Consider the following 23,998-nt stretch of genomic DNA (forward strand, 5'->3'; position numbering starts at 1 on the left):
GGGCACCCCCGAAAGGGGAACTGTCATGCGCCTGGCAAGATTCGCGGCGTCCGTCGCCGCCCTCGCGCTCTCGGTCACCGGCGTCACCGTCGCCCTGGCCCCCGCGAGCAGCGCCGCGGGAAGCAGCGTCTACTCCGTGGCTCCCTACGTCGACATGTCGAACAGTCAGGAAGGACTGCTCGACACCGCCATCACCGGACACAAGCTCAAGGCCTACACCGCGGCCTTCGTACTCGGCGTCGGCTGCAACCAGATCTGGGGCGACACGCTCCCCATCGGCAACGATTCCTACACCGACCCCTTGATCGCCAAGGCCAAGTCCGAAGGCGCGTCGGTCATCATCTCCTCCGGCGGAGCGAGCGGCGAGCCGCTGGCCTGGACGTGCTCCACCCAGAGCAGCATCGACGCCGGATACCAGGCCATCATCAACGACTACGGCGTCACCCAGCTCGACTTCGACATCGAGGGCGCCGCCATCGCGGACACCGCGGCGGCGGCCCGCCAGATGCAGGCGATGAAGGACCTGAAGGCGGCCAACCCGAACCTCCAGTTCTCCATGACCCTCCCGGTGCTGACGAGCGGGCTGACCGGCGACGGCGTCAACATCCTCAAGGCCGCCAAGAACGCGGGCATCAAGATCGACGTGGTCAACATCATGGCCATGGACTACTACGCCGGCACCGGCACCGAGATGGGCCAGGGCGCGATCTCCGCGGCGAAGGCCACGCTGGCGCAGATGCAGTCCGTCGACTCCGGTTACACCTACGCCAACCTCGGCATCACCCCGATGATCGGCAAGAACGACGACGGTTCCACCTTCACCCTCGCCGATGCCCAGACGGTGGAGACCTTCGCCGCGCAGAACAGCGTCGGGCGGCTCGCGTTCTGGGCGATCACCCGCGACCAGGCATGCAGCGGCACCGCCAACTCGCTGCCCACATGCAGTGAGATCAGCCAGAACAGCCTCGCGTTCACCGACGCGTTCGTACCCTACGAGGGCAGCTCGGGCGGCGGCGGAGGCACCACCACCGACTTCTCCCTGTCCCTGTCACCGGGCTCCACCTCGGTGACCCAGGGCGGTTCGGCGACCACGACCGTCGCTACGGCCGTCACCGCCGGCAGCGCCGAGTCCGTCAGCCTCGCCGCCTCCGGCGCACCGTCCGGCATCAGTGTCTCGTTCAGCCCCAACTCCGTTACCTCCGGCGGCAGTTCGACACTCACGGCGACGGTCGGCTCGTCCGTGGCCGCGGGCACCTACCCGATCACCGTCACCGGCACCGCGGCGAGCGGCAGTCACAGCGCGACCTACACACTCACGGTCACCACCACCGGCGGCGGAGGCGGCGGGGGCTCCCTGACCAACGCCGGCTTCGAGACCGGCAGCCTCAGCCCCTGGACCTGCACGGGCGGCAGCGCGGTGGTCTCCACCCCGGTCCACAGCGGCAGCCACAGCCTCCAGGTCACCCCGAGTTCCAGCGCAACCGGCGAATGCGACCAGAGCGTCACCCTGTCCCCCAACACGAGCTACACGCTCAGCGCCTGGGTGCAGGGACCGTACGCCTATATCGGAGTCACCGGCGGAGCCTCCGCGAGCACCTGGTCGAACAGCACGACCTGGAACCAGCTCAAGGTCACCTTCACCACCGGCAGCAGCGGAACGGTCAGCGTCTACGTCCACGGCTGGTACGGCCAGTCCGGCGTCACCGCCGACGACTTCACCCTCACCTGAACAGACCGGCGCGAGCACGGAGAACCAGCGACACGACAACGGATCGGACCGGACCGGACCAGACCGGGCGACGCGCCAACAGCCTTGTCCGGTCCGCCCGTTACAACACCTCGCCGCTACCGAACAGGCCGACTGCCGGAGCGCCGGGACCAGCGCACGGCGACGAGGGCCAGAGCCGCCACCAGAACAGCGACGCCGATCACCAGCAGGTAGCTCAAGCCGTTCGCGGCCACCCCGACGATTCCCAGCACGAGGGCGATCAGGACGAGCAACAGAAAGAGAACCACCGCAGCACACCACCTTCAAACTTCGGACGCGAGACTTCGGACGTCGGACTTCAGAAGCGAGACTCCAGACTTCCGACTTCAGACGGAACGACAGCAGGTCAGCGGCGCGCGAGCTGCCTCTCCCCGCCTGCCCCGGGCCGGTATTCCATGCCGTAGTGCTGGAAGATCGCTTCCTCCCCCTCGGCCGGCAGGATGTCGTCCGTGCCGATCGACGGCGCCTTCTTCACCTGCGCCTTCGCGTAGCCGACCTTGACGTAGTCGGGTCCGAGGATCGCGTCGCCGAGGGGGACGAAGGCCAACCGTTGACGCGTGGGCAGTCCGATACGGACCGTGGCCATGGCCGACTCGTCGGTGGCGGTGTCCACGTAGACCGCTTCGAGCACGCCGATCTTGTGTCCCTCGAAGTCGACGACGTTGCGGTTGCGCCACTCACGGATATCGGCCGCGTGGATCGTTTTCATGTCCGGTCTCCTGAACGCTGGTACACAACGGGTTCCCCCGCGATCGCCCCTGACACCACAGCCGAGCCCTGCAGGTCACGGCGCCGGTTTTACCCGTGTGCGGTCGTGCATTTGGCCGGAAGTGCTCCTCCGCTCGGACGGAACAGGTCGGGGAGTGTGCGAATGGTGAAGGTAGGATCATGCACTTGGGCCGGAATCCCCGTCGCGCCGTCGTCCGTACTGTCGGAGGCGGGGGGAAGAAGCCGGTCCTGTCGAGCGCGGGACCAGGGGAGGCGATGGAGTGCGGCAGGCAGGTGTGCTCGACGTCGGGTGTCACAGTGCTCTGCTGACAGTGGTACGGCGGCGTCCGGGGGCGGTGCTGGAGCCGGTGTTCTCCCGCAAGGTGCGGCTGAGGCTGCACGAGACCCTCGATCACAAGGGGCGGCTGGAGAAGGCCGGCGTGCGAAGCGTCGAGCGGGCGGTGGCCGAGGCCGTCGCCGCGAACCCGCGTACACGCGGACCGGAAGTCTTCGCGTTCGCCACCTCCGTCATACGGGACGCCCCCAACCGGGACGCGATCATCGCGAGTGTGGCCCGCGCCACGGGTACCCGTCTGCGCGTGCTGACCGGCGAGGAGGAGGCACGGCTGGCCTACGTGGCCGCCCGTGAGTGGGCGGGCCCGGCGGCCGGCCCCCTGCTGGTCCTGGACATCGGCGGCGGGACCCTGGAGATCGCCGTCGGCACCGGGGACCAGCCCGACTCCGTCCTCTCGCTGCCGCTGGGCGCGCGCAGGATCACCCGGGACTGGCTGCCCGGCGGCACCGTACCGTCCGCACGCCGCCTGGCCGAGCTCCAGAAGTACCTGCACCAGTACCTGGAAGCCGTCCCCGACCTGCCGCGGGCCGAACCGGGCGGACGGGTGCTGGCCTGCTCCAAAACCTTCGAACAGCTCGCCCGCCTCGCTGTGGCCCGGGGCAAAGCGCCACGCGCCAGGCGGAAGTTGGCCCTGCCCCAACTGCGCGTCTCGATCGATCTGTTGGCCGGTTCGAAGCCGTCCCGCCGCGGCAAACTACCGGGCATCTCCCACCACCGCGCCGAACAGTCCCTGGCCGGCGCCATGATCGCTCAAGCCCTCATGAAAGCCTGCGGGGCCAAAACCGTCGAGATCTGCCCCTGGTCCACCCGGGAGGGCCTCCTCCTGGAACACCTCGGCGCACCCCAACCCCACACCGCGGACTCCCGCTCCCGCCAAGCCAGTTGAACCCCGACGCGCCACTCCCCGGCCGTCGGCTGCAGCCACGGCCCGAAAAACAGAAAAACCCCAGATCAACTGGGGTTACTGCTGCCAGGACTGCTGGTGTCCGAGGGGGGACTTGAACCCCCACGCCCGTTAAAGGGCACTAGCACCTCAAGCTAGCGCGTCTGCCATTCCGCCACCCGGACTAGGTGTCTGCCGCCCGACCGGGGGTGTTCCCCGCGGCGACATGGACAACAATACCAAGCTTTCGGAGCACCTTTCACCTGCATATCCACCCCTGCCGGAGCCGGCCGCAGACCGCCCCCCACCTGCGCGAACCCACCACCACGGGTGAACGATCAGCTACGGACACAGGCCCGGATTCCGCCACCCCGCCACCCCTCCCCCACTCACTCCCTCTCACTCCCTCTCAGTGAGCACCAGCGTCCGCAGCGCCCGTACGAGTGACGCCGCCGTCTCGTCGTCCAGCGGGGCGAGGAAACGGCGCTCCGCCGCACGGCGGGCCTGCTCCGCCTGGCGCAGGCAGTCCTGGCCCTCCGGTGTCAGTTCGACGATGTTCTTGCGGCGGTCGTGCGGACTGCGGCGCCGCTCCACCAGACCGTGGTCCTCCAGGCCGTCGATCAACGACACCATCGTGGTGCGGTCGACCCCGAGCCGCCCGGCGGCCTCGACCTGCGACAATGGTTCCCCCGCCGAGAGCACCACCAGTACGGCCAGCTCATGGCCGTCCACACCGTGCGGCGCCAGCGCCTCGGCCGACGCCCTGGCCAGTCCGGCCTGGGCGTGCTTGAGGAGGTAACCGAGCCGGGACTCCAGGGGGGCGGGGTACTGATCGTTGGCCATTCGCCGACTGTATCCCGACTGGATCCCCATTCTGATCGTCAGCATGGCTGATGATTCGCTACTCTGACGGCCATGACAGCTATGACGGCTATGACGGACAAGGCAGAAGCACCCGCTGTGCGGTTCGGGATCAAGACCACCCCCATGCATGTGTCGTACGAGGACATCCGGCGGGTCTGGCTGGAGGCCGACACCGTGCCGGAGATCGCGGACGCCTGGCTGTGGGACCACCTGCTCCCGGTCGCCGGGCCGAAGGACGGGCAGGTGCACGAGGGCTGGACCCTACTCAGCGCGCTCGCCGCGCAGACGGAACGGCTCCGGCTCGGACTCCTCGTCGCCAGCAACCGCATCCGCCCGCCGGCCGTGCTCGGCAAGATGGCGTCCACGGTCGACGTGATCTCGGGCGGCCGTCTCACCCTCGGGCTGGGAGTCGGCGGCACGCATCAGCCGCCGGGGGCCGGGGGCATCGAGGGCGCCAATCCGGCGATCGCGGAGTACGAGGCGTACGGCCTCTCGCTCGTCCCACCCGGCGAGGGCCTCGCCCGACTCGCGGAGACCGTCACGATCCTGAAGGGGATGTGGACCCGGGACGTCTTCGACTTCGACGGCCGCTACTACCGCCTCCGGGGCAATCGGTGCGAGCCCAAGCCTGTGCAGCGGCCCGGTCCCCCGCTGCTCATCGGCGGCTGGGGTACCCGGTTACTGCGACTGGTCGCCGAGCACGCCGACGTTTGGAACGTTCCAGGGCCGCCGCACAACACCGTCGGCTACGTCGCTGAACGCGCCCGCGTCCTGGACGCGCACTGCGCCGAACTGGGCCGCGACCCGGGCACGATCACGCGCTCGGTCCAGGTGCTGGTGTCGTACGACGATCCGGCCACGACGAGGGAGACGGTCGGCCACCTCGTCGACGCCGGGATGAACCACATCGTGCTCAGTCTGCCGCGCCCCTATCCGCAGGGCGTGGCCCGCTGGCTGGCCGACGAGATCATCGCCGGGCGGCACTCGGTGAACGCGAGTGCCGCCCGGCCGCCGACCACGGCGTGAGCCGGTATCGCCGGTCACAGCGCAGGCCGAACCTGCCGGTCAGGGCGTGAGCCCGCACCCGCCGGTCACGGCATGAGCTGGTACTCCGGGAAGTTGCCCGGCAAGCGCTCCCCCACCGGCCCGTGTGTCACCGCGCGGATGAGAAGTTCGCCGCCGACGAAGGCGCCGCGCCAGGACGCGCCGAACCCGCCGAACAGTTCGTCGCGGTCGCCGCGCGAGCGTGGTGTGCCGTGGCCGACCTTGAACGCGCGGATCTGCGGGGCCAGTCGGTCGTAGGTCACCCGGTCGTCGGTGGACAGGGTGGCGACGAGCGCGCCGTTGGACGCGTTCATCGCGGCCAGCAGCTCCGCTTCCGTGTCGACCAGGACGATGGTGTCGACCGGGCCGAACGGCTCCGCGTGGTGCAGCGGGGACGACGGGGGCGGGCTGAGGAGTGTGACGGGGCGGACGTACGCCGAAGTGTCCTGCCCGGGAAGGAAGTTGGCCTCGGACAGCTTGCCGCGGTGCAGCGGTACGGCGCCGCGGTCGATCGCCTCGGCCACCTGGTCGTGGAGCTCCTTGGCTTTGGCCGCATTGATCACGGGTCCGAAGTCCAGTTCCGGATAGGGGTCTTGAGGGTGCTGGACCGCAAGAGGGTGGCCGACGCGGAGAGTTCGGACCGCCGGGAGGTAGGCGGCGAGGAACTCGTCGAACAACTCGCGCTGGACGACGAAGCGCGGATACGCCGTGCAACGCTGCTTGCCGTAGTCGAAGAGCTTGGGGATGACCGCGGTGAGCGCGGCCCAGTCCGTGTGGTTCCAGATGCCCCAGGTGTTGAGTCCCTCCTGTTCCAGGATGTGCCGTTTGCCGAGGTCGGCCACGGCCGTGGCCACCGCGGCTCCGGTGTCGCGCCCGCCGACGAAGGAGACGCAGCCGATCTCGGGCGCGCGGACCAGCGCCTCCGACAGCTCGCCCCCGCTGCCGCTGACGAGGGTGACGGGGATTCCCTCGCGTGCGGCGAGCGCGGCGGCCAGGGTGAGGCAGGCGACGCCGCCGTCGGTCGGGGTCTTGGCGATGACCGCGTTCCCTGCCAGTGCCTGCACGAGCATGGCGTGGACGAGCACGCTCATCGGGTAGTTCCAGCTCGCGATGTTGGACACCGGGCCGTCCAGCGGGGTGCGGCCGGCGAGCATCGGCTCGATGCCGTCGACGTACCAGCGGACGCCGTCGATGGACCGGTCCACGTCTGCCTGTGCGAGCCGCCAGGGCTTGCCGATCTCCCAGACCAGCAGCAGCGCGAGGAGTTCGCGGTGCTCGGTCAGGGCGTCCAGCGTCGCGGCGACGCGGGCACGCCGTTCGTCGAGCGGGACGTGGCGCCAGGCACGGTGCTGGTCGAGGGAGGCGCGTACGGCCTGGTGGGCGGTGGACCGGTCCAGGCGGGGCGGGCCCGCGATGGGGCTGCCGTCGACGGGGCTGGTGGCGGGCAGCGCCCGGCCGTCCCGCTGCCAGGCGGAGTTCCAGAGGTTGAGGACGCGGTCGTCCTGGAACGCCTCGGGCGCGACGGCGAGGCAACGCCGCCAGGCGTCACTCCAGGAGGTGCCCTCCTTGAGGGTCGGGGGGTGAAGGGTGGGTGTCGGGGTGGGACCAGGCGTGAGGGTTGATGCCATGCTTCTGCTCCGCTCTCGGTGCACAGTCGGGGCGGGGTGAGGCAGGAACGGTCCAATGTACGAACTGTCGTACAGATGAAGCTAGTTGCGCTCGAAGGAGCACAACAGTCACGCCGCCTCAACTATGAGTGACGTCACGTACCGCTTACGGGAGGGCCGGCACCGCTCACCGGAGATTCAACCGGTCCAACACCAGCCGGGCGGTCTCCGTCGGCGTGCTTCCGACCTTCACTCCTACGGCCTCCAGCGCCTCCTTCTTCGCCGCCGCCGTACCGGAGGAGCCCGACACGATGGCGCCCGCGTGCCCCATCGTCTTGCCCTCGGGTGCGGTGAAGCCGGCGATGTAGCCGACGACGGGCTTCGTGACGTGGTCGCGGATGTACGCGGCGGCGCGTTCCTCGGCGTCGCCGCCGATCTCGCCGATGAGGACGATCAGTTCGGTGTCGGGGTCGTCCTGGAACGCGGCGAGACAGTCGATGTGACTCGTGCCGACGACGGGGTCTCCGCCGATGCCGACACAGGTGGAGAAGCCGATGTCCCGTAGTTCGTACATGAGTTGATAGGTGAGCGTGCCGGACTTGGAGACCAGGCCGATACGGCCCGGCTTGGCGATGTCGGCGGGGATGATGCCGGCGTTCGCCTGGCCGGGGGTGATCAGGCCGGGGCAGTTGGGCCCGATGATCCGGGTGCCCTTCGAGCGCGCGTAGGCGGTGAAGGCGACCGAGTCGTGGACCGGGATGCCCTCGGTGATGACGACGGCGAGGCCGATGCCCGCGTCGGCTGCCTCGATCACGGCCGCCTTCGCGAAGGCGGGCGGCACGAACACGACGCTGACATCGGCTCCCGTCGACCGCATACCGTCGACGACCGACCCGAAGACCGGCACGGCACGGTCGTCGAAATCGACGGTACGGCCCGCCTTGCGGGGATTGACGCCGCCGACGATGTTCGTGCCGGCGGCGAGCATCCGGCGGGTGTGCTTCATGCCCTCACCGCCGGTCATGCCCTGGACGAGGACCTTGCTCTCCTTGGTGAGGTAGATCGCCATGTCCCGGCTCCTTAGCGTGCGTTGGCGAGGTCGGCGGCGCGGCGGGCGGCGCCGTCCATGGTGGTGGCCTGCTGGACCAGCGGATGCGCGTGGCCGTCGAGGATCGCCCGGCCCCGGGCCGCGTTGTTGCCGTCGAGCCGGACGACCAGCGGCTTGGTCAACCGCACGGATTCCAGGGCCCGTACGATGCCGTCGGCCACCGCGTCGCATGCGGTGATCCCGCCGAAGACGTTGACGAACACCGACTTCACGGCCGGGTCGGAGAGGATGACGGACAGCCCGTCGGCCATGATCTGGGCCGATGCTCCGCCGCCGATGTCGAGGAAGTTGGCGGGACGGGCGCCGCACCCTGCGACCACGTCGAGCGTCGACATGACCAGGCCCGCTCCGTTGCCGATGATGCCGACCTCGCCGTCGAGCTTGACGTAGTTGAGCCCCTTCGCGGCGGCCGCCGCCTCCAGCGGATCGTCGTGCGCCACACCCTCGGCACCCCAACGCGCCTGCCGGAAACGGGCGTTGTCATCGAGGGTCACCTTGCCGTCGAGGGCGAGAATCTGCCCCTGCTTCGTCCGCACGAGCGGGTTGACCTCGACGAGGACGGCGTCCTCGCGGACCAGCACCTCCCACAGTCGTACGAGGACGTCGACGGTCTGCGGCGGCAGGCCGGCCGCCTCGGCGATCTCACCCGCCCTGGCCGAGGTGACACCCTCGGCCGGGTCGATGTGTATACGGGCGACCGCATCCGGTCGACGGGCGGCGACCTCCTCGATCTCCATACCGCCCTCGGCGGACGCGATCGCGAGGAAACGGCCCGCCGCGCGGTCGAGGACGTAGGAGACGTAGAACTCGCTCTCGATGTCGACCGGTTGGGCCAGCATCACCTTGCCGACCGTGTGGCCCTTGATGTCCATGCCCAGGATCTGCCGGGCCGTGAGTTCGGCGGCGGCCGGGTCGGCGGCGAGTTTGACCCCGCCCGCCTTACCCCGTCCACCGGTCTTCACCTGGGCTTTCACCACCACTCGCCCACCCAGCCTGCGGGCGATCTCCCGCGCCTCCTTGGACGAGGCGGTGACCTCGGCCCGGGGCACCAAGATGCCGTGTTCCTCGAAGAGTTCCCTTGCCTGGTGCTCGTACAGATCCATCCGAGCTCCTCGCTGCTGTGTCTGTCCGGGGAGCGGCCCCTGTCCCCCGAAAAGTGCCGCACGCCCCCTGGACACCACCCACCGGATGCGGGATAACAAGTTTCATACAGTATTCGTCGACTGTATGCAATGTACCGCGAGAGCGTTCCAACCCCCTACGAAGGGACAGGACTTCGCCATGCCCGACGACACCCAGGACGTGATTTCCGGTGGTCATCTCGTCGCCAAAGCCCTGAAGGCCGAGGGGGTCGACCGCATTTACACCTTGTGCGGCGGCCACATCATCGACATCTACGACGGCTGCGTCGACGAGGGCATAGAAGTCGTCGACGTACGCCACGAGCAGGTGGCAGCCCACGCCGCCGACGGTTACGCACGGATCACCGGCAGGCCGGGATGCGCGGTGGTCACCGCCGGTCCCGGTACGACCGACGCCGTCACCGGTGTCGCCAACGCGTTCCGCGCCGAGTCCCCGATGCTGCTGATCGGTGGTCAAGGGGCCCTGACCCAACACAAGATGGGGTCCCTCCAGGACCTGCCGCACGTCGACATGATGACGCCGATCACCAAGTTCGCGGCGACCGTGCCGGACACGGCCCGCGCCGCCGACATGGTGTCGATGGCGTTCCGCGAGTGCTACCACGGCGCGCCCGGCCCCTCGTTCCTGGAGATCCCGCGCGATGTCCTCGACGCGAAGGTGCCGGTGGGCAAGGCGCGGGTGCCGAAGCCCGGTGCCTACCGTGCCTCGACCCGGTCGGCGGGCGACCCCGAGGCGATCGAGAAGCTCGCCGACCTGCTCGTCCACGCCGAGAAGCCGGCGGTTCTGTTGGGCAGCCAGGTGTGGACAACTCGGGGCACCGAGGCGGCCATTGACCTCGTCCGCACCCTCAACATCCCCGCGTACATGAACGGCGCGGGGCGCGGCACCCTCCCGCCCGGCGACCCGCACCACTTCCAGCTGTCGCGCCGGTACGCCTTCTCCAACGCCGACGTCATCGTCATCGTCGGCACGCCCTTCGACTTCCGCATGGGCTACGGCAAGCGCCTCTCCCCCGACGCGACCGTCGTACAGATCGACCTCGACTACCGCACCGTCGGCAAGAACCGCGACATCGACCTCGGCATCGTCGGCGACGCGGGGCTCGTGCTGAAGTCGGTCGCGGAAGCCGCCTTGGGACGCCTCAACGGCGGTGCGTCCCGGCGCAAGGAGTGGCTCGACGAGCTGCGCGCCGCCGAACAGACCGCGATCGAGAAGCGGTTGCCCAGCCTGAAGTCGGACGCGTCACCGATCCACCCCTACCGCCTGGTCAGCGAGATCAACGACTTCCTCACCGAGGACTCCATCTACATCGGCGACGGCGGCGACATCGTCACCTTCTCCGGGCAGGTCGTGCAGCCCAAGTCACCCGGCCACTGGATGGATCCGGGCCCGCTCGGCACCCTCGGCGTCGGTATCCCCTTCGTCCTCGCGGCCAAGCAGGCACGCCCCGACAAGGAGGTCGTCGCGCTGTTCGGCGACGGCGCGTTCTCGCTCACCGGCTGGGACTTCGAGACCCTCGTCCGCTACGACCTCCCGTTCGTCGGCATCGTCGGCAACAACTCCTCGATGAACCAGATCCGTTACGGCCAGGCCGCCAAGTACGGCCTGGAGCGCGAGCGGGTCGGCAACACCCTCGGCGACGTCCACTACGACAAGTTCGCCCAGATGCTGGGCGGTTACGGCGAGGAGGTCCGCGACCCCGCCGACATCGGCCCCGCACTGCAACGCGCCCGTGAGTCGGGCAAGCCCTCGCTGATCAACGTCTGGGTCGACCCGGACGCGTACGCCCCCGGAACCATGAACCAGACGATGTACAAGTGAGGTGAACGGCCATGACCGCCAGGGCACTTGAGGGCATCCGCGTCCTCGACATGACGCACGTCCAGTCCGGCCCCTCCGCGACCCAACTGCTCGCCTGGCTCGGCGCCGACGTCGTCAAGCTGGAGGCGCCGACCGGTGACATCACGCGCAAGCAGCTGCGCGACCTCCCGGACGTCGACTCGCTCTACTTCACGATGCTCAACTGCAACAAGCGGAGCATCACCCTCAACACCAAGACCGAGCGCGGCAAGGAGATCCTCACCGAGCTGATCCGGCGCTCCGACGTCATGGTCGAGAACTTCGGGCCGGGCGCGGTCGACCGTATGGGGTTCACCTGGGATCGCATACAGGAGATCAATCCCCGTATTGTGTATGCGTCCATCAAGGGCTTCGGGGACGGTCCGTACACCAACTTCAAGGCGTACGAGGTCGTCGCGCAGGCGATGGGCGGGTCGATGTCGACCACCGGCTTCGAGGGCGGGCCGCCGCTGGCGACGGGCGCTCAGATCGGTGACTCCGGCACAGGAGTGCATACAGTAGCCGGGATATTGGCGGCACTGTTCCAGCGGGAGAGCACCGGGCGCGGGCAGCGAGTCAACGTGGCCATGCAGCACGCCGTGCTGAACCTGTGCCGGGTGAAGCTGCGCGACCAGCAGCGCCTGGCGCACGGGCCGCTCGCCGAGTACCCGAACGACGACTTCGGCGACGAGGTGCCCCGCTCGGGCAACGCGTCCGGCGGCGGGCAGCCCGGCTGGGCCGTCAAGTGCGCACCGGGCGGCCCGAACGACTACGTGTACGTCATCGTGCAGCCGGTCGGATGGAAGCCGCTGACCGAACTGATCGGCCGGCCCGAGCTGGCCGAGGACCCGGAGTGGGCGACGCCGGAGGCCCGTTTGCCGCAGCTCTCCAAGATGTTCCAGCTGATCGAGGAGTGGTCGTCCACGCTGCCCAAGTGGGAGGTGCTGGAGCGGCTCAACGCCCACAACATCCCGTGCGGGCCGATCCTTTCGACCAGGGAGATCATCGAGGACGAGTCGCTGGTCGCCAACGAGATGGTCGTGACGGTCCCGCACCCCGAGCGCGGCGAGTTCGTCACCGTCGGCAGCCCGCTGAAGCTCTCCGACTCCCCCGTGGACGTGACCAGTTCACCGCTGCTCGGCGAGCACAACGAAGAGGTCTACATCGGCGAACTCGGTCTCGGCGACGAAGAGTTGCGCCTCCTCAAGTCGAACGGGGTGATCTGACGTGATGACAGAGGACCGAGTCCTGAAGGTGCGCGCGCTCCTCGACTCCGTGCGGGCCGAGGGACGGTTCGCGCTGACCGCGCCCGAGGGCAAGGTGATCGCCGACGCGTACGGGATCGCCGTACCGGGTGAGGAGTTGGCGACGGACGTCGACGAGGCCGTGGCGTACGCGGCGCGGTTCGGCGGGCCCGTCGTGATGAAGATCGTCTCGCCCGACATCCTGCACAAGACCGACGCCGGCGGAGTGATCGTCGGGGTCGAGGGCGCTGCGGACGTACGGGCCGCGTTCCACAGGATCGTCGACAACGCGCGGGCCTACGACGCCGATGCCCGCATCAAGGGCGTCCAGGTGCAGGAGTTGCTGCCCCAGGGGCAGGAGGTGATCGTCGGCGCGGTGACCGACCCGACGTTCGGGAAAGTGGTCGCGTTCGGGCTCGGCGGGGTGCTCGTCGAGGTGCTCAAGGACGTGACGTTCCGGCTCGCGCCCGTCAGCCCGGACGAGGCGCTGTCCATGCTGGACTCGATCCGCGCGGCGGAGATCCTGCGCGGGGTGCGCGGCGCGCCGGCCGTCGACCGGTGGGCGATCGCGGAGCAGATCCGCCGGGTGTCCCAACTGGTCGCGGACTTCCCGGAGATCGCCGAGGTGGATCTCAACCCGGTGATCGCGACACCGGAGGGCGCGGTCGCGGCCGACATCCGTGTCATCCTCGCCGAATCGCAGCCGGTAGCCCGTCGACGGTATACACGCGACGAAATCCTGACGACCATGCGTCGCCTGATGGAGCCGGACTCGGTCGCCGTGATCGGTGCCTCGAACGAGCAGGGCAAGATCGGCAATTCGGTGATGCGCAACCTCGTCGACGGCGGCTTCGCCGGGGAGATCCATCCGGTGAACCCCAAGGCCGATGACATTCTGGGCCGCAAGGCGTACAAGAGTGTCACGGACGTTCCCGGTGAGGTGGATGTGGCCGTCTTCGCCATTCCCGCCAAGTTCGTGGCAGCGGCACTGGAGGAGGTGGGACGCAGGAACATCCCCAACGCCGTCCTCATCCCCTCCGGGTTCGCCGAGACCGGTGAGGTCCAACTCCAGGAGGAGATAGTCGAGATCGCCGAGCGCTACGGCGTCCGCCTCCTCGGGCCGAACATCTACGGCTACTACTCGACCTGGCACGACCTGTGCGCCACGTTCTGCACGCCGTACGACGTGAAGGGCGGGGTGGCGCTGACCTCGCAGTCCGGTGGCATCGGAATGGCCATCCTCGGGTTCGCGCGGACCACGAAGACCGGGGTGTCGGCGATCGTCGGGCTCGGCAACAAGTCGGACCTCGACGAGGACGACCTGCTGACCTGGTTCGGCGAGGACCCGCACACCGAGTGCATCGCGATGCACCTGGAGGACCTCAAGGACGGCCGCGCCTTCGTCGAGGCGGCCCGAAAGACCGTACCCCTCAAACCAGTTGTAGTGCTGAAGGCTGGTCGTACGGCGGCGGGCGCCAAGGCCGCCGGTTCGCACACGGGCGCGCTGGCCGGCGACGACGCCGTGTACGGCGACATCCTGAAGCAGGCCGGTGTCATCCGCGCCCCGGGGCTCAACGACATGCTGGAGTACGCGCGCGGTCTGCCCGTGCTGCCAACTCCCCAGGGAGACAACGTCGTTATCATCACCGGCGCCGGCGGCAGCGGTGTGCTGCTCTCGGACGCGGTGACCGACAACGGCCTTTCCCTGATGGAGATTCCGCCCGATCTGGACGCGTCCTTCCGGGAGTTCATCCCGCCCTTCGGGGCCGCGGGCAACCCGGTCGACATCACCGGGGGCGAGCCGCCGTCGACGTACGAGGCGACGATCCGGCTGGGGCTTGAGGACCCGCGCATCCACGCGCTGGTGCTCGGCTACTGGCACACCATCGTCACTCCCCCGATGGTCTTCGCGGAGCTCACCGCGCGCGTGGTCGCCGAGTTCAAGGAACGCGGCATCGAGAAGCCGGTGGTGGCCTCGCTCGCGGGTGATGTCGAGGTCGAGGAGGCCTGCCAGTACCTGTACGAGCGCGGGGTCGTGGCGTACCCGTACACGACGGAGAAGCCGGTGGCGGTGCTGGGCGCGAAGTACCAATGGGCGCGTGCGGCAGGGCTGTTGGGCGGTGGTTCATGACGTGAGTCGACGCGGGGCCGGCCGACAGTGCGGTCGGCCGGCCCCCGGGGACCCGTGCGCACGCGAAAGGCATTGGACAGGGGGCGCTGGCCAGACTTTCGACGCAAGGGGCACTGAGCGATGGCAACAACGGACTTCCCGACGTCCGTCTCCTACAGGGAGGTGACGGGCCGTCACGGCCGCGTGTACCGCATCGGTGAATCCGATGTCGACCTCATGGGCCGGGCGCGCAAGTGGATGGTCGTCCTGCCCTGGGTGGGCATGATGGGCATCAGTTCCGCCGAGTACGCGTTCACGTCGGCGGAGGAAACGCTCCACGACGCGCATCTGTGGAGCAGTGGACACATCTTCTGGCTGATGGGTGTCTGGGTGTTCTTCCAGGCGGCCGTGGCCTTCCCGGCCGGGCAGTTGCGGGAGAGCGGCAGACTCCCGGCCCGTACGGCCATGTTGATCGGCGCGCTCGGCACCCTGCTGGGCTATCTGGCGCTCGCGTTCGCGCCGAACGTGCTCGTCGCCTACTTCGGCTTCGGTATGTGCAGCGGTATCGGCGCCGGTCTTGTGTATGCAACGTGCGTGAACATGGTCGGCAAGTGGTATCCGGAGCGCAAGGGCGGCAAGACGGGCTTCGTGAACGGCGGATTCGCCTACGGGTCGGTGCCGTTCGTGTTCCTCTTCACCTCCGTGCTCGACCTCGGCAACTACAAGGTGCTGCTGAGCCTGGTCGGCGTAGGCCTGTGTCTGGTGGTGGCCTCGGCGGGCTGGTTCTTCCGCGATCCGCCGAAGAACTGGTGGCCCGCGCACGTCGATCCGCTCACAGCGGCCCAAGACCCCAGGATCCGGCGGGCGTTGGAGAAGAACCCGCCGGCCATCAAGCAGTACACACCCAAGGAGGCCGCCCGTACCCCCGTGCTCTGGATGATGTGGTTCTGTCTGCTGTGCACGGCCGGCATCAACATCTTCGGCATCGCCTTCCAGGTGCCGTTCGGCAAGGACATGGGCTTCGCGGGCGGGATCGTGGCCACGGCGATGTCCCTGAAGGCGATCGTGAACGGCACCGGGCGCGGTGTCATCGGCTGGATCTCCGACCGTTTCGGCCGCCGTCACACGCTGATCATCGTGTGTCTGGTGCTGGGCACCGCGCAGTTCGGGGTGCTGGTCTCGGGCCAGATGGGCAGCATGCCGTTCTTCCTGTTCTGCTCCATGGTCTCGGGTTTCGGCGGCGGGGCGATCTTCCCGCTGTTCGCGGCCATGACGGCCGACTACTTCGGTGAGAACAACAACGCCAGCAACTACGGGATGGTCTACAGCTCGAAGCTGATCTCGGGGCTCGTCGGCTCCGGTCTGGGCGCGGTCGTCGTCGGTGAGTGGGACTACCACGGCGCGTTCGTCCTGGCCGGTTCCGTGGGCCTGGCCTCCGCGGTGCTGGCGCTCTTCCTCAAGGCTCCGGGCAGGCCCGACGCCCGGCGCATCGTGCCCAATCCGCACCCGCTCGGCGAGGAGATGGCGTGACATGACCGCAGATCCCATCACCACGAACGAATCCGGCGCCGCGAACCGTCCCTACCGTGAAGTGACCGACGCCCACGGCCGCGTCTACCGCGTCGGCGAGACCGACCGCGACATCCTCGGCCACTCACGCAAAATCATGATCTACCTGCCATGGATAGCCATGATGGCGATCAGTGTCTTCGAGTACGCGTACGGCTCCGCGGAGGACACCCTGTCCAGCGCGCACGGCTGGACGCAGAGCAACACCTTCTGGATCCTGAGCATTTGGGTCTTCTTCCAGGCCGGCATCGCCTTCCCGGCGGGCTGGATGCGGGAGAAGGGCATCCTGTCGGCCCGTAGGGCGATGTACATCGGCTCCGTGCTCTGCGTCATCGGATTCCTCGCCCTGTCCCACCTGGACAACGTGTGGCTGGCGATCATCGGCTTCGGCGTGATCGGCGGCGTCGGCGCCGGGCTGGTCTACGCGACCTGCATCAACATGGTCGGCAAGTGGTTCCCCGAACGGCGGGGCGCCCGCACCGGGTTCGTCAACGGCGGCTTCGCGTACGGCTCGCTGCCGTTCATCTTCATCTTCAACTACGCCTTCGACACCGGGAATTACCACCGGGTCCTGGATCTGATCGGCTGTTACATCCTGATCGTGGTGTTCGGGTGCGCGTTCTTCTTCAAGGACCCGCCGAAGAACTGGTGGCCCGCCGACATCGACCCGCTGACCTACGGCGGCAGCGGCAAAAGCGCGACGAGCCTCGCCAAGAACCCCCCTGCTGTACGGCAGTTCACGCCCAAGGAGGCCATCCGTACCGGCATGCTGCCGCTGATGTGGCTGTCCATCGTGCTGACCGCCGGGGTGTCGATCTTCGGGATCTCCTTCCAGGTCGACTTCGCGAAGGATGTCGGTTTCGGCCCGTTGGTGGCGGCCTCCTCGATGGGCATCATGGCTGTCATCAACGGCATCGGCCGCGCGGTCGTGGGCTGGCTGTCCGACCTGTGGGGCCGCAAACTCACCCTGGTCTTCGTCATCTTGGTCCTGGGCCTGGCCCAGTTCGGCGTGATCTGGGCCGGGCATCTGCGCAGCGAGTGGCTGTTCCTGTTCTTCGCCTTCCTCTCCGGCTTCGGCGGCGGCGCGTTCTACCCGATGTTCGCCGCGCTGACCCCGGACTACTTCGGCGAGAACTTCAACGCCACCAACTACGGCCTGGTGTACAGCGGCAAGCTCGTCAGCGGCCTGTTCGGCGGCGGCCTCGGCTCGATGGTGGTGGCGGCCTGGGGCTACAACGGCGCGTACGCGCTGGCGGGCGGCGTCTCGATGGTGGCGGCGGCGATCGCGTTGCTGCTACGTCAACCCGGGCGCGGGGACAGGGAGTTGGCCCAGGTTCCCCAACCACAGCCTGCTGCCTGACAGTTCGGACGACGCGGTCGCAGACCTGGACACGCCTGATGGCCCTCCCCGGGACGGGAGGGCCATCGCCTTCGTGTCTGTCGGTGCGTCAGGAGGACTGTGCAGCTCAGGACTTGTCGCGCTCGTGATACGACCGCCGGGTGTGCTCGGTGTGTTCGCGCATCAGCAGGCCGGCGCGCAGCTCGTCGCGGGCGGCGATCGCGTCGATCAGGAGGCGGTGCTCGACCCAGGACGTCAGGCCGCGCTGACGGGCCACCGGCGTGTAGTACCAGCGGACCCGGCGGTCGACCTGCGCGGCGAGTTCGGCGAGGACGGCGTTACCGGCGAGCTCCATGATCTTCGCGTGGAAGCGGGCGTTCATGGCGACGGCGGCGTCCACGTCATCGGCGTCGACGGCGCGCTCGCCCTCCGTGCACAGCTCCTCCAGGACGGCGATGCCCGCCTTGCCCGCGTGGACGGCGGCGAGCCGGGCGGCCTCGGCCTCCAACAGCGTGCGTACGGTGAGGAGTTGGTCGGCCTCGGCCTCCGTCGGCTCGTGCACGAACGCGCCCTGGGCGGGCCGTAGATCGACCCAGCCCTCGGTGTTGAGCCGCTGCAACGCCTCCCGCACCGGCTGGCGTGACACCCCCAGGTGCCCGGCAAGTTCGCTCTCGACGAGATGCTGGCCGGGCCGCAGGGCGCGCGTGGTGATGAGTTCCAGCAGCGCCTCGTAGACGCGGTCACGCAGCGGGCCCGGGCGTTCGAGCTTGGGCACCGCCCCCTGCGGCAGTCCTTGCGACAACATCGCGGTCCCCCTCCTGGGAATCACCGGCATTTTGTACACAGCGGACAGTAGACAGTAGTCAGTGGCCGTACGACCAAGTATCGATTGTCTTTCGTCTACAGTCTACGGCGCACAGTAGCCAGAGGGCGCGGGAGTCGACCTCGTCACATCCGGAGCGATATTCATGCGTGTGCGCAGGTCATGGGCACCGGACGACCTGGCCGGCGTAGGACAGATTGCCGCCGAAGCCGAACAGCAGGACGGGGTCGCCGGTGCGGACGGCACCTTGTTCGACGAGTTTCGAGAACGCGAGCGGGATGCTGGCGGCCGAGGTGTTGCCCGATTGGACGACATCGCGGGCGACGACCGCGTTGACGGCGCCGATCTTCTCGGCGAGGGGCTCGATGATGCGCAGGTTCGCCTGGTGGAGGACGACGCCGGCGAGGTCGGCGGGTGTCAGGCCGGCCTTCTCGCAGGCCTTGCGGGCGATGGGCGGGAGCTGGGTGGTGGCCCAGCGGTAGACGCTCTGGCCCTCCTGCGCGAACCGCGGGGGCGTGCCCTCGATCCGTACCGCGTGCCCCATCTCGGGCACGGAACCCCACAGCACCGGTCCGATGCCGGGTTCGTCGGAGGCCTCGACGACGGCGGCCCCCGCTCCGTCACCGACGAGGACGCAGGTCGTACGGTCGGTCCAGTCGGTGACCTCGGACATCTTGTCGGCGCCGATGACCAGGGCCCGGGTGGCCGCTCCCGCGCGGACGGTGTGGTCGGCGGTGGCCAGGGCGTGGGTGAAGCCGGCGCACACGACGTTGATGTCCATGGCCGCGGGCGACGGGATGCCGAGGCGGGCGGCGACGCGGGCGGCCATGTTCGGGGAGCGGTCGATGGCCGTAGAAGTGGCGACGAGGACCAGGTCGATGTCCCCGGGCGTCAGGCCCGCGGCGGCGAGGGCCTTGGCGGCGGCGTGCGCGGCCAGCTCGTCGACGGGTTCGTCGGGCCCGGCGATGTGGCGGGTCTTGATGCCCACGCGAGAGGTGATCCACTCGTGACTCGTGTCGACCATGCCCGCCAGGTCCTCGTTGGTGAGTACCTTGGCGGGCTGGTAGTGGCCGACGGCGGCGATCCGCGTGCCGTTCATGGGTGGTCCCCCTCGTTGCCTTGGGTAGCGGGATCCACCAGTCTTGCCAGTGACTCGCGGGTACGACGGCAGGTGATGCCACAGGAAACTACCGTCCAGGTTGTCGGCTTCTGTCATCCATCCTGTGATTGACGGTGTCGCCCGAACATTCAGCCGGTGAACAGCTGCTTCGCCTTGAGGACGAGTTCGTACAGGCCGTACACGAGTGGTGCGCCCACCCAGAGCCAGGCGAAGGCGATGAGCGGCCGTCGGTCAGGCGGACTCTGACTGCTGTCGTTCGACATCGGCGGCCTCCCTCGGGGCGGGGATGTGGTGGCGGGCGTTGACGGGGCGGACGAGTTCGTTGGCGACGAAGCCGATGACGAGCAGCCCGATCATGATGATGAAGGAGGTGTTGTAGAGGGAGGCGCCGTGTTTTCCGGCGTCCTTCTGGTGGTCGGCGATCCAGTTCACGATCAGCGGTCCGAGGACACCGGCCAGGGACCAGGCGGTGAGCAGCCGGCCGTGGATCGCGCCGACCTGGTAGGTCCCGAAGAGGTCCTTCAGGTAGGCGGGCACGGTCGCGAAGCCGCCGCCGTAGAAGGAGAGGATGACCAGCGCGCACAGGATGAACAGCGGTTTCGAGGAGTCGCCGAAGAGTGCGATGAGCGCGTACATGACCGCGCCGACGCCGAGGTAGACGCGGTAGATGTTCTTGCGTCCGATCAGGTCGGAGGTCGAGGACCAGCCGATACGGCCGGCCATGTTGGCCGCGGAGAGCAGCGCGACGAAGCCGGCGGCGGCCGACACCGTGACGGGGGTGGAGGTGTCCGCGAAGAAGTCCGTGATCATCGGGGCGGCCTTCTCCAGGATGCCGATGCCCGCGGTCACGTTCATGCACAGGACGACCCACAGGCACCAGAACTGGGGGGTGCGTACGGCGCTGTTCGCCGAAACCTGCACGCCGGAGAGGACGCTGGGCGCGTTCGCTGCGTCCTTGGCCTCGTCCTTGTCTTCGCCCTTGGGGCCCTCCGTGCGTGGCACCCGCACGAGCAGCACGCCGAGGGTCATGAAGACTGCATACGAAAGACCGAGTACAAGAAACGACTGGGCGATGCCGGTGTTGTCGGAGCCGAACGACTTCAGCATCTGGGCCGACCACGGGGAGGCGATGAGCGCGCCGCCGCCGAAGCCCATGATGGCGATGCCGGTGGCCATGCCGGGCCGGTCGGGGAACCACTTGATCAGGGTCGAGACCGGTGAGATGTAGCCGATGCCGAGGCCTATCCCGCCGACGAAGCCGTAGCCGAGGACGATCAGCCAGAACTGCTTCGTCTCCGCGCCCAGTGCGGAGATCAGGAAGCCGGAGGAGAAGCAGACGAGGGCGACGGTCATCGCCCAGCGCGGCCCGTTGCGTTCGACGAGGGTGCCGCCGAACGCGGCCGACAGGCCGAGCATGACGATGGCGAGCTGGAAGGGCAGCGCGCTCTGCGTGCCGCTGAGGTTGAGTGAGGATTCGAGCGGCGGCTTGAAGACGCTCCAGGCGTAGGCCTGGCCGATGGAGAGGTGCACCGAGAGAGCGGCGGGCGGAACCAGCCAGCGGCTCCACGCCGGGGGTGCGACTGGGGGACTCATGATCCCGGACGGTAGGGAGTGGCAAGGGAGTTGAGAAGGCGGCGCGTCGACCGTATGCGATGAGCGGTATGCAGAGTGCGCCGAACGGTCGCCGCGGAGTCGCTGTGCCTGTTGTCGTACGAGGGGCGGGCCTCAGCTCCGGACGGACTGCGCGATGCGCTGCGCGGCCTGGGCGGGGGTGAGGTGTGTGGTGTCGACGACCTCGGCTTCACGGTGCAGCCAGGTGCGGGCCGCCTCGGCGTGCTGTCCATCAGTGTCACACCGAGCTGCTCGGCGTCGAACACCCGCGATTCCGGGAGCAGTTGCTGCACGAGCGGACCGGTGGTCGTCCTGCCCGCGCCGTGGGTGCCGTTGAGCCGTACGATCATGGGCTCGACGCCGGCGCCGTTCACCCGTCCGTCCACAGTCTGCTGTACACAGTCCTCCGCACTGTGTCGACGCTCGATGGGTGGTCCTACTGGCGCGGGGTGTTGGCGGCGAGCAGTTCCCGCAGGAGTTCGACGATGAGATCGGGCTGTCCCACGAACGGGGAGTGGCCCGTCTGCCACTGGCGCGCATCGGTGCATCGCGAGGCCATCTTCCGCTGCAGGACGGGGTCGATGGCTCGGTCCTGTGCGCAGACGACGTAGGTGGAGGGAGTGCGCTTCCAGCTGTGGCGCTCCGGGATGCCGCGCCCGCAACCGGGGGCCTGTGTACGCAGCAGGTCGACCGCCCAGGCGGCGAGAGGTTCGGGACAGTCGCCGTAGAGGGTGTCGGCGGCCCGGTCGGGGTGCAGGCTGGTCGAGCCGTCGGGCTCGGGGTTGATCGCCTCCTTGAGCTGCGGGGAGGCACCACCCAGACCGGCCGCGCTCTCGCCGGCATCCGGCACGAAGGCCGCCAGATAGACCAGGTGCCCCACACCCCGCAGCCCGGTGATCACTGACCCGCCGTAGGAGTGACCGAGCACAATCGGAGGCTCCGGCAGCGAGTCGATGGCGGCCTGGACCGCGGCCGTGTCAGCGGACAATGAGCCCTTGTGGAGCTCGGGAACGGCGACCTCAACTCCTGCGCTCCGCAAGCGTTCTGCCACCAGCTCGAAGTGTTCGGGACGGTGATACAGGCCATGGACGAGCACTACGGCGGCCACTGCGCACGTCTCCTCGGTTCGGTGTCGGACGAGTGGTCCAGGGCCGGTCAGCCGTATCGCCGCAGCAGTCCGTCCACGTACGCCTCCAGCCGTTCCGCCAGCACCTCGGACGTGAGATCGTCCCGGCCCAGGTCACGCCACGGTCCGGCCAGTTTCGCCGCGTCGGGGCAGTAGTGCAGGGCGTCGAGCAGCCGCCAGTACAAGTGGTCGGGGTCGTCGGCGAGTTGGCCGCCGCCGTGCGCCTCGTACCGCTCGCGGAAGTGCAGGCCGTGCTCCGGTCCGTGCAGCAGGGCGAGCGCGGTCGAGCAATGTGCCACGTCGAGATCGGCGGGGCCCCACGAGGTCTCGACCCAGTCCACGACACCGGTGATCCGCAACTCCGGCCCGGCTCCCGTGAAGAGCACGTTCCCGGGGTGGAAGTCCCGGTGCAGAAAGCGGCCTTCGTACGGCGGCGGGTCGCGGCGGATCACGTCCACGGCCCGCTCCCACAGGGCGCCGTCCGGGGTGCGGACGCGCTCCGCGGAGGTCCACGCCTGGTATGTGCGCGGTCTTTCGTCCGGTACGACGCCGTGGACGCGGACGAGTTGGGCCGCGAGCAGATCCAGGCGCCGGTCGAGGTCGTCGGCGTCCACGCGGACCCGGCCGGGCAGCGCGGACATCAACAAGGTGGGGTGGTCGCAGTGTTCGGCCGTGGCGTCCACGGCGACCAACTCGGGAGCGGGGATGCCTTCCTGCCCGGCGAGCAGCGCCAGGACGGATGCCTCGCGGGCCAGCAGCCCGGGCCCGTGGTGGCGGAAGAACGGCTTCACAAAGGTCCGTTGGACGAGGTCCGTGCCGTCGTCGAGCGACAGCCGGCGCATCTGGGAACTCCAACCACCGTACAGAGGGCGCATGTCGGCGACCGCGCGGCCGTCACCGAGCTGCTTGGCCACCCAGGTGCGCGTGGCCGTCCAGCCACGGTCGTCGAGGCCGGTCAGCGCCGCCTCCACGAACTCCCGCCGGTCGTCTCCGTGTTCGCGGAACCACATGCCCAACTGGTGCTGCGCGTCCGGAAGTTCGAAGCGGGTGTACTGGGCGCGTGCGGCCAGCGCGTCCTGGACGGACTCGGTCACCGCGGTCGGGATCACCGCGTCGGTGCCCGGCACGGCGAGCACCGCCCGGCCCTCGTACGCCCGCAGTACCTGAAGCGCGGGGGCCTCCCGCCAGCTGTCCGGTTGCCGGATGAGCTCACTGAACCGGCCGTTCCCGTCCTCGAAGGGCACGTCCCAGGCCTCGGCGGTGTAGACGGCTGGCGCGCACAGTCCCAGCGCCGCGACGCGGTCCCCGTAGTGCCGGACGAGATCGGCCACCGTCTGCCCGCTCATGCTGAATCCGACCAGGACCAGCGGCCCGTCCGCCGCCGCGTACGCGTCGATCACCGCCACGGCCTGCTCGAACCGTCGCCACAGACTCAACTCGGCGAGCTTTCCCGTGCTTTCGCCGTGCCCGGAGAAGTCGAAGGCGATCCCGCGACAGCCGCGGGCCACGAACTCCCGTACCAGCGGCAGCAGTCGCTCCGTGCTGCTGGTGCCCGCGCCGTGCAGCACCACAGCGGTGGCCCCGGAAGGATCACCGCCGTACACACCCCTGAGCTGTTCACCTTCATGGTCGTGCGTGAAGTCGAAGAGCATTCCCCTATTCACTCACGCCGTGGCCTCCGTCTTTCAGGAAGGGGCCCGTTCCCGAAAGACGGGCACAGCCTCTGTCCGTACCCTT

At 68.8% G+C, this 23,998-nt stretch carries 20 protein-coding genes, 1 tRNA gene and 1 pseudogene; 8 read left to right on the plus strand and 14 right to left on the minus strand.

Annotation, left to right across the window (positions count from 1 at the left end; genetic code table 11):
* Nucleotides 1-25 precede the first annotated feature (25 nt).
* Nucleotides 26-1,729 (plus strand): carbohydrate binding domain-containing protein, encoded by a 1,704-nt coding sequence (locus tag SPR02S_RS52055; RefSeq protein ID WP_019064995.1) that lies wholly within the window; start codon nt 26-28, stop codon nt 1,727-1,729.
* 116 nt (nt 1,730-1,845) lie between these two features.
* Here the strand turns inward: SPR02S_RS52055 and SPR02S_RS64270 are convergent, their stop codons facing one another.
* Nucleotides 1,846-2,016, minus strand: coding sequence for a hypothetical protein (locus SPR02S_RS64270; protein WP_019064996.1), 171 nt, complete (start codon nt 2,014-2,016; stop codon nt 1,846-1,848).
* A gap of 98 nt (nt 2,017-2,114) precedes the next feature.
* Nucleotides 2,115-2,477 (minus strand): PRC-barrel domain-containing protein, encoded by a 363-nt coding sequence (locus tag SPR02S_RS52065; RefSeq protein WP_019064997.1) that lies wholly within the window; start codon nt 2,475-2,477, stop codon nt 2,115-2,117.
* 280 nt (nt 2,478-2,757) lie between these two features.
* Here SPR02S_RS52065 and SPR02S_RS58395 point away from each other — a divergent pair, with 280 nt between their 5' ends.
* Nucleotides 2,758-3,717, plus strand: a complete 960-nt coding sequence (locus SPR02S_RS58395; RefSeq protein ID WP_043259097.1) for a Ppx/GppA phosphatase family protein — start codon at nt 2,758-2,760, stop codon at nt 3,715-3,717.
* A gap of 94 nt (nt 3,718-3,811) precedes the next feature.
* Here SPR02S_RS58395 and SPR02S_RS52075 read toward each other — a convergent pair.
* A tRNA-Leu gene (locus tag SPR02S_RS52075) sits at nt 3,812-3,899 on the minus strand.
* Between the two features lie 214 nt (nt 3,900-4,113).
* Nucleotides 4,114-4,557, minus strand: a complete 444-nt coding sequence (locus SPR02S_RS52080; protein ID WP_019064999.1) for a MarR family winged helix-turn-helix transcriptional regulator — start codon at nt 4,555-4,557, stop codon at nt 4,114-4,116.
* A gap of 72 nt (nt 4,558-4,629) precedes the next feature.
* Here SPR02S_RS52080 and SPR02S_RS58400 point away from each other — a divergent pair, with 72 nt between their 5' ends.
* Entirely contained in the window at nt 4,630-5,604 is a 975-nt protein-coding gene (locus tag SPR02S_RS58400) for an LLM class flavin-dependent oxidoreductase (protein ID WP_245607784.1), read from the plus strand.
* A gap of 65 nt (nt 5,605-5,669) precedes the next feature.
* Here the strand turns inward: SPR02S_RS58400 and SPR02S_RS52090 are convergent, their stop codons facing one another.
* The 3 genes from SPR02S_RS52090 to sucC form a co-directional block, all read right to left on the minus strand.
* The gene (locus SPR02S_RS52090; RefSeq protein ID WP_019065001.1) at nt 5,670-7,250 is read right to left on the minus strand and encodes an aldehyde dehydrogenase family protein; all 1,581 of its coding nucleotides are present in this window, start codon (nt 7,248-7,250) and stop codon (nt 5,670-5,672) included.
* 166 nt (nt 7,251-7,416) lie between these two features.
* On the minus strand, nt 7,417-8,298 hold the full coding sequence (gene sucD, locus SPR02S_RS52095; RefSeq protein ID WP_019065002.1) for a succinate--CoA ligase subunit alpha: 882 nt from the start codon (nt 8,296-8,298) through the stop codon (nt 7,417-7,419).
* A gap of 11 nt (nt 8,299-8,309) precedes the next feature.
* Nucleotides 8,310-9,440: an ADP-forming succinate--CoA ligase subunit beta gene (gene sucC / locus SPR02S_RS52100; RefSeq protein ID WP_019065003.1), complete on the minus strand. Its 1,131-nt coding sequence runs from the start codon at nt 9,438-9,440 to the stop codon at nt 8,310-8,312.
* A gap of 178 nt (nt 9,441-9,618) precedes the next feature.
* Between sucC and SPR02S_RS52105 the strand changes: the two genes are divergently transcribed.
* The 5 genes from SPR02S_RS52105 to SPR02S_RS52125 all read left to right on the plus strand — a co-directional run bounded on the left by SPR02S_RS52105 (nt 9,619) and on the right by SPR02S_RS52125 (nt 17,602).
* A complete protein-coding gene (locus SPR02S_RS52105) occupies nt 9,619-11,301 on the plus strand; it encodes a thiamine pyrophosphate-binding protein (protein ID WP_019065004.1) in 1,683 nt (560 codons plus the stop codon).
* Between the two features lie 11 nt (nt 11,302-11,312).
* On the plus strand, nt 11,313-12,545 hold the full coding sequence (frc, locus tag SPR02S_RS52110) for a formyl-CoA transferase (RefSeq protein ID WP_019065005.1): 1,233 nt from the start codon (nt 11,313-11,315) through the stop codon (nt 12,543-12,545).
* 4 nt (nt 12,546-12,549) lie between these two features.
* Entirely contained in the window at nt 12,550-14,694 is a 2,145-nt protein-coding gene (locus SPR02S_RS52115; protein WP_019065006.1) for an acetate--CoA ligase family protein, read from the plus strand.
* Nucleotides 14,695-14,814: 120 nt separating this feature from the next.
* A complete protein-coding gene (locus SPR02S_RS52120; protein WP_019065007.1) occupies nt 14,815-16,203 on the plus strand; it encodes an OFA family MFS transporter in 1,389 nt (462 codons plus the stop codon).
* A gap of 1 nt (nt 16,204) precedes the next feature.
* Entirely contained in the window at nt 16,205-17,602 is a 1,398-nt protein-coding gene (locus SPR02S_RS52125) for an OFA family MFS transporter (protein WP_019065008.1), read from the plus strand.
* A 106-nt stretch (nt 17,603-17,708) separates the two neighbouring features.
* Here SPR02S_RS52125 and SPR02S_RS52130 read toward each other — a convergent pair whose 3' ends face one another.
* From SPR02S_RS52130 to SPR02S_RS52155, 7 genes and pseudogenes are all read right to left on the minus strand, one after another.
* Nucleotides 17,709-18,386, minus strand: coding sequence for a GntR family transcriptional regulator (locus SPR02S_RS52130; RefSeq protein WP_019065009.1), 678 nt, complete (start codon nt 18,384-18,386; stop codon nt 17,709-17,711).
* Nucleotides 18,387-18,564: 178 nt separating this feature from the next.
* On the minus strand, nt 18,565-19,503 hold the full coding sequence (locus tag SPR02S_RS52135) for a beta-ketoacyl-ACP synthase III (RefSeq protein ID WP_019065010.1): 939 nt from the start codon (nt 19,501-19,503) through the stop codon (nt 18,565-18,567).
* 149 nt (nt 19,504-19,652) lie between these two features.
* Nucleotides 19,653-19,787 carry an MFS transporter small subunit gene (locus tag SPR02S_RS65915; RefSeq protein WP_019065011.1) on the minus strand — a complete coding sequence of 45 codons (135 nt, stop codon included), beginning with the start codon at nt 19,785-19,787 and terminating at the stop codon, nt 19,653-19,655.
* A complete protein-coding gene (locus SPR02S_RS52145) occupies nt 19,756-21,117 on the minus strand; it encodes an L-lactate MFS transporter (RefSeq protein ID WP_026151691.1) in 1,362 nt (453 codons plus the stop codon). Before SPR02S_RS52145 ends, SPR02S_RS65915 begins: the two co-directional genes overlap by 32 nt.
* Nucleotides 21,118-21,249: 132 nt before the next feature.
* Nucleotides 21,250-21,485, minus strand: a pseudogene (locus SPR02S_RS65510) (hypothetical protein).
* Between the two features lie 86 nt (nt 21,486-21,571).
* A complete protein-coding gene (locus tag SPR02S_RS52150) occupies nt 21,572-22,243 on the minus strand; it encodes an alpha/beta fold hydrolase (protein ID WP_019065013.1) in 672 nt (223 codons plus the stop codon).
* 47 nt (nt 22,244-22,290) lie between these two features.
* Complete coding sequence (locus SPR02S_RS52155) at nt 22,291-23,913, minus strand: alpha/beta fold hydrolase (RefSeq protein ID WP_019065014.1); 1,623 nt, start codon at nt 23,911-23,913, stop codon at nt 22,291-22,293.
* Between the last annotated feature and the right edge of the window lie 85 nt (nt 23,914-23,998).

Source organism: Streptomyces prunicolor NBRC 13075 (assembly GCF_000367365.1).
In the GTDB taxonomy this organism is placed as follows: domain Bacteria; phylum Actinomycetota; class Actinomycetes; order Streptomycetales; family Streptomycetaceae; genus Streptomyces; species Streptomyces prunicolor.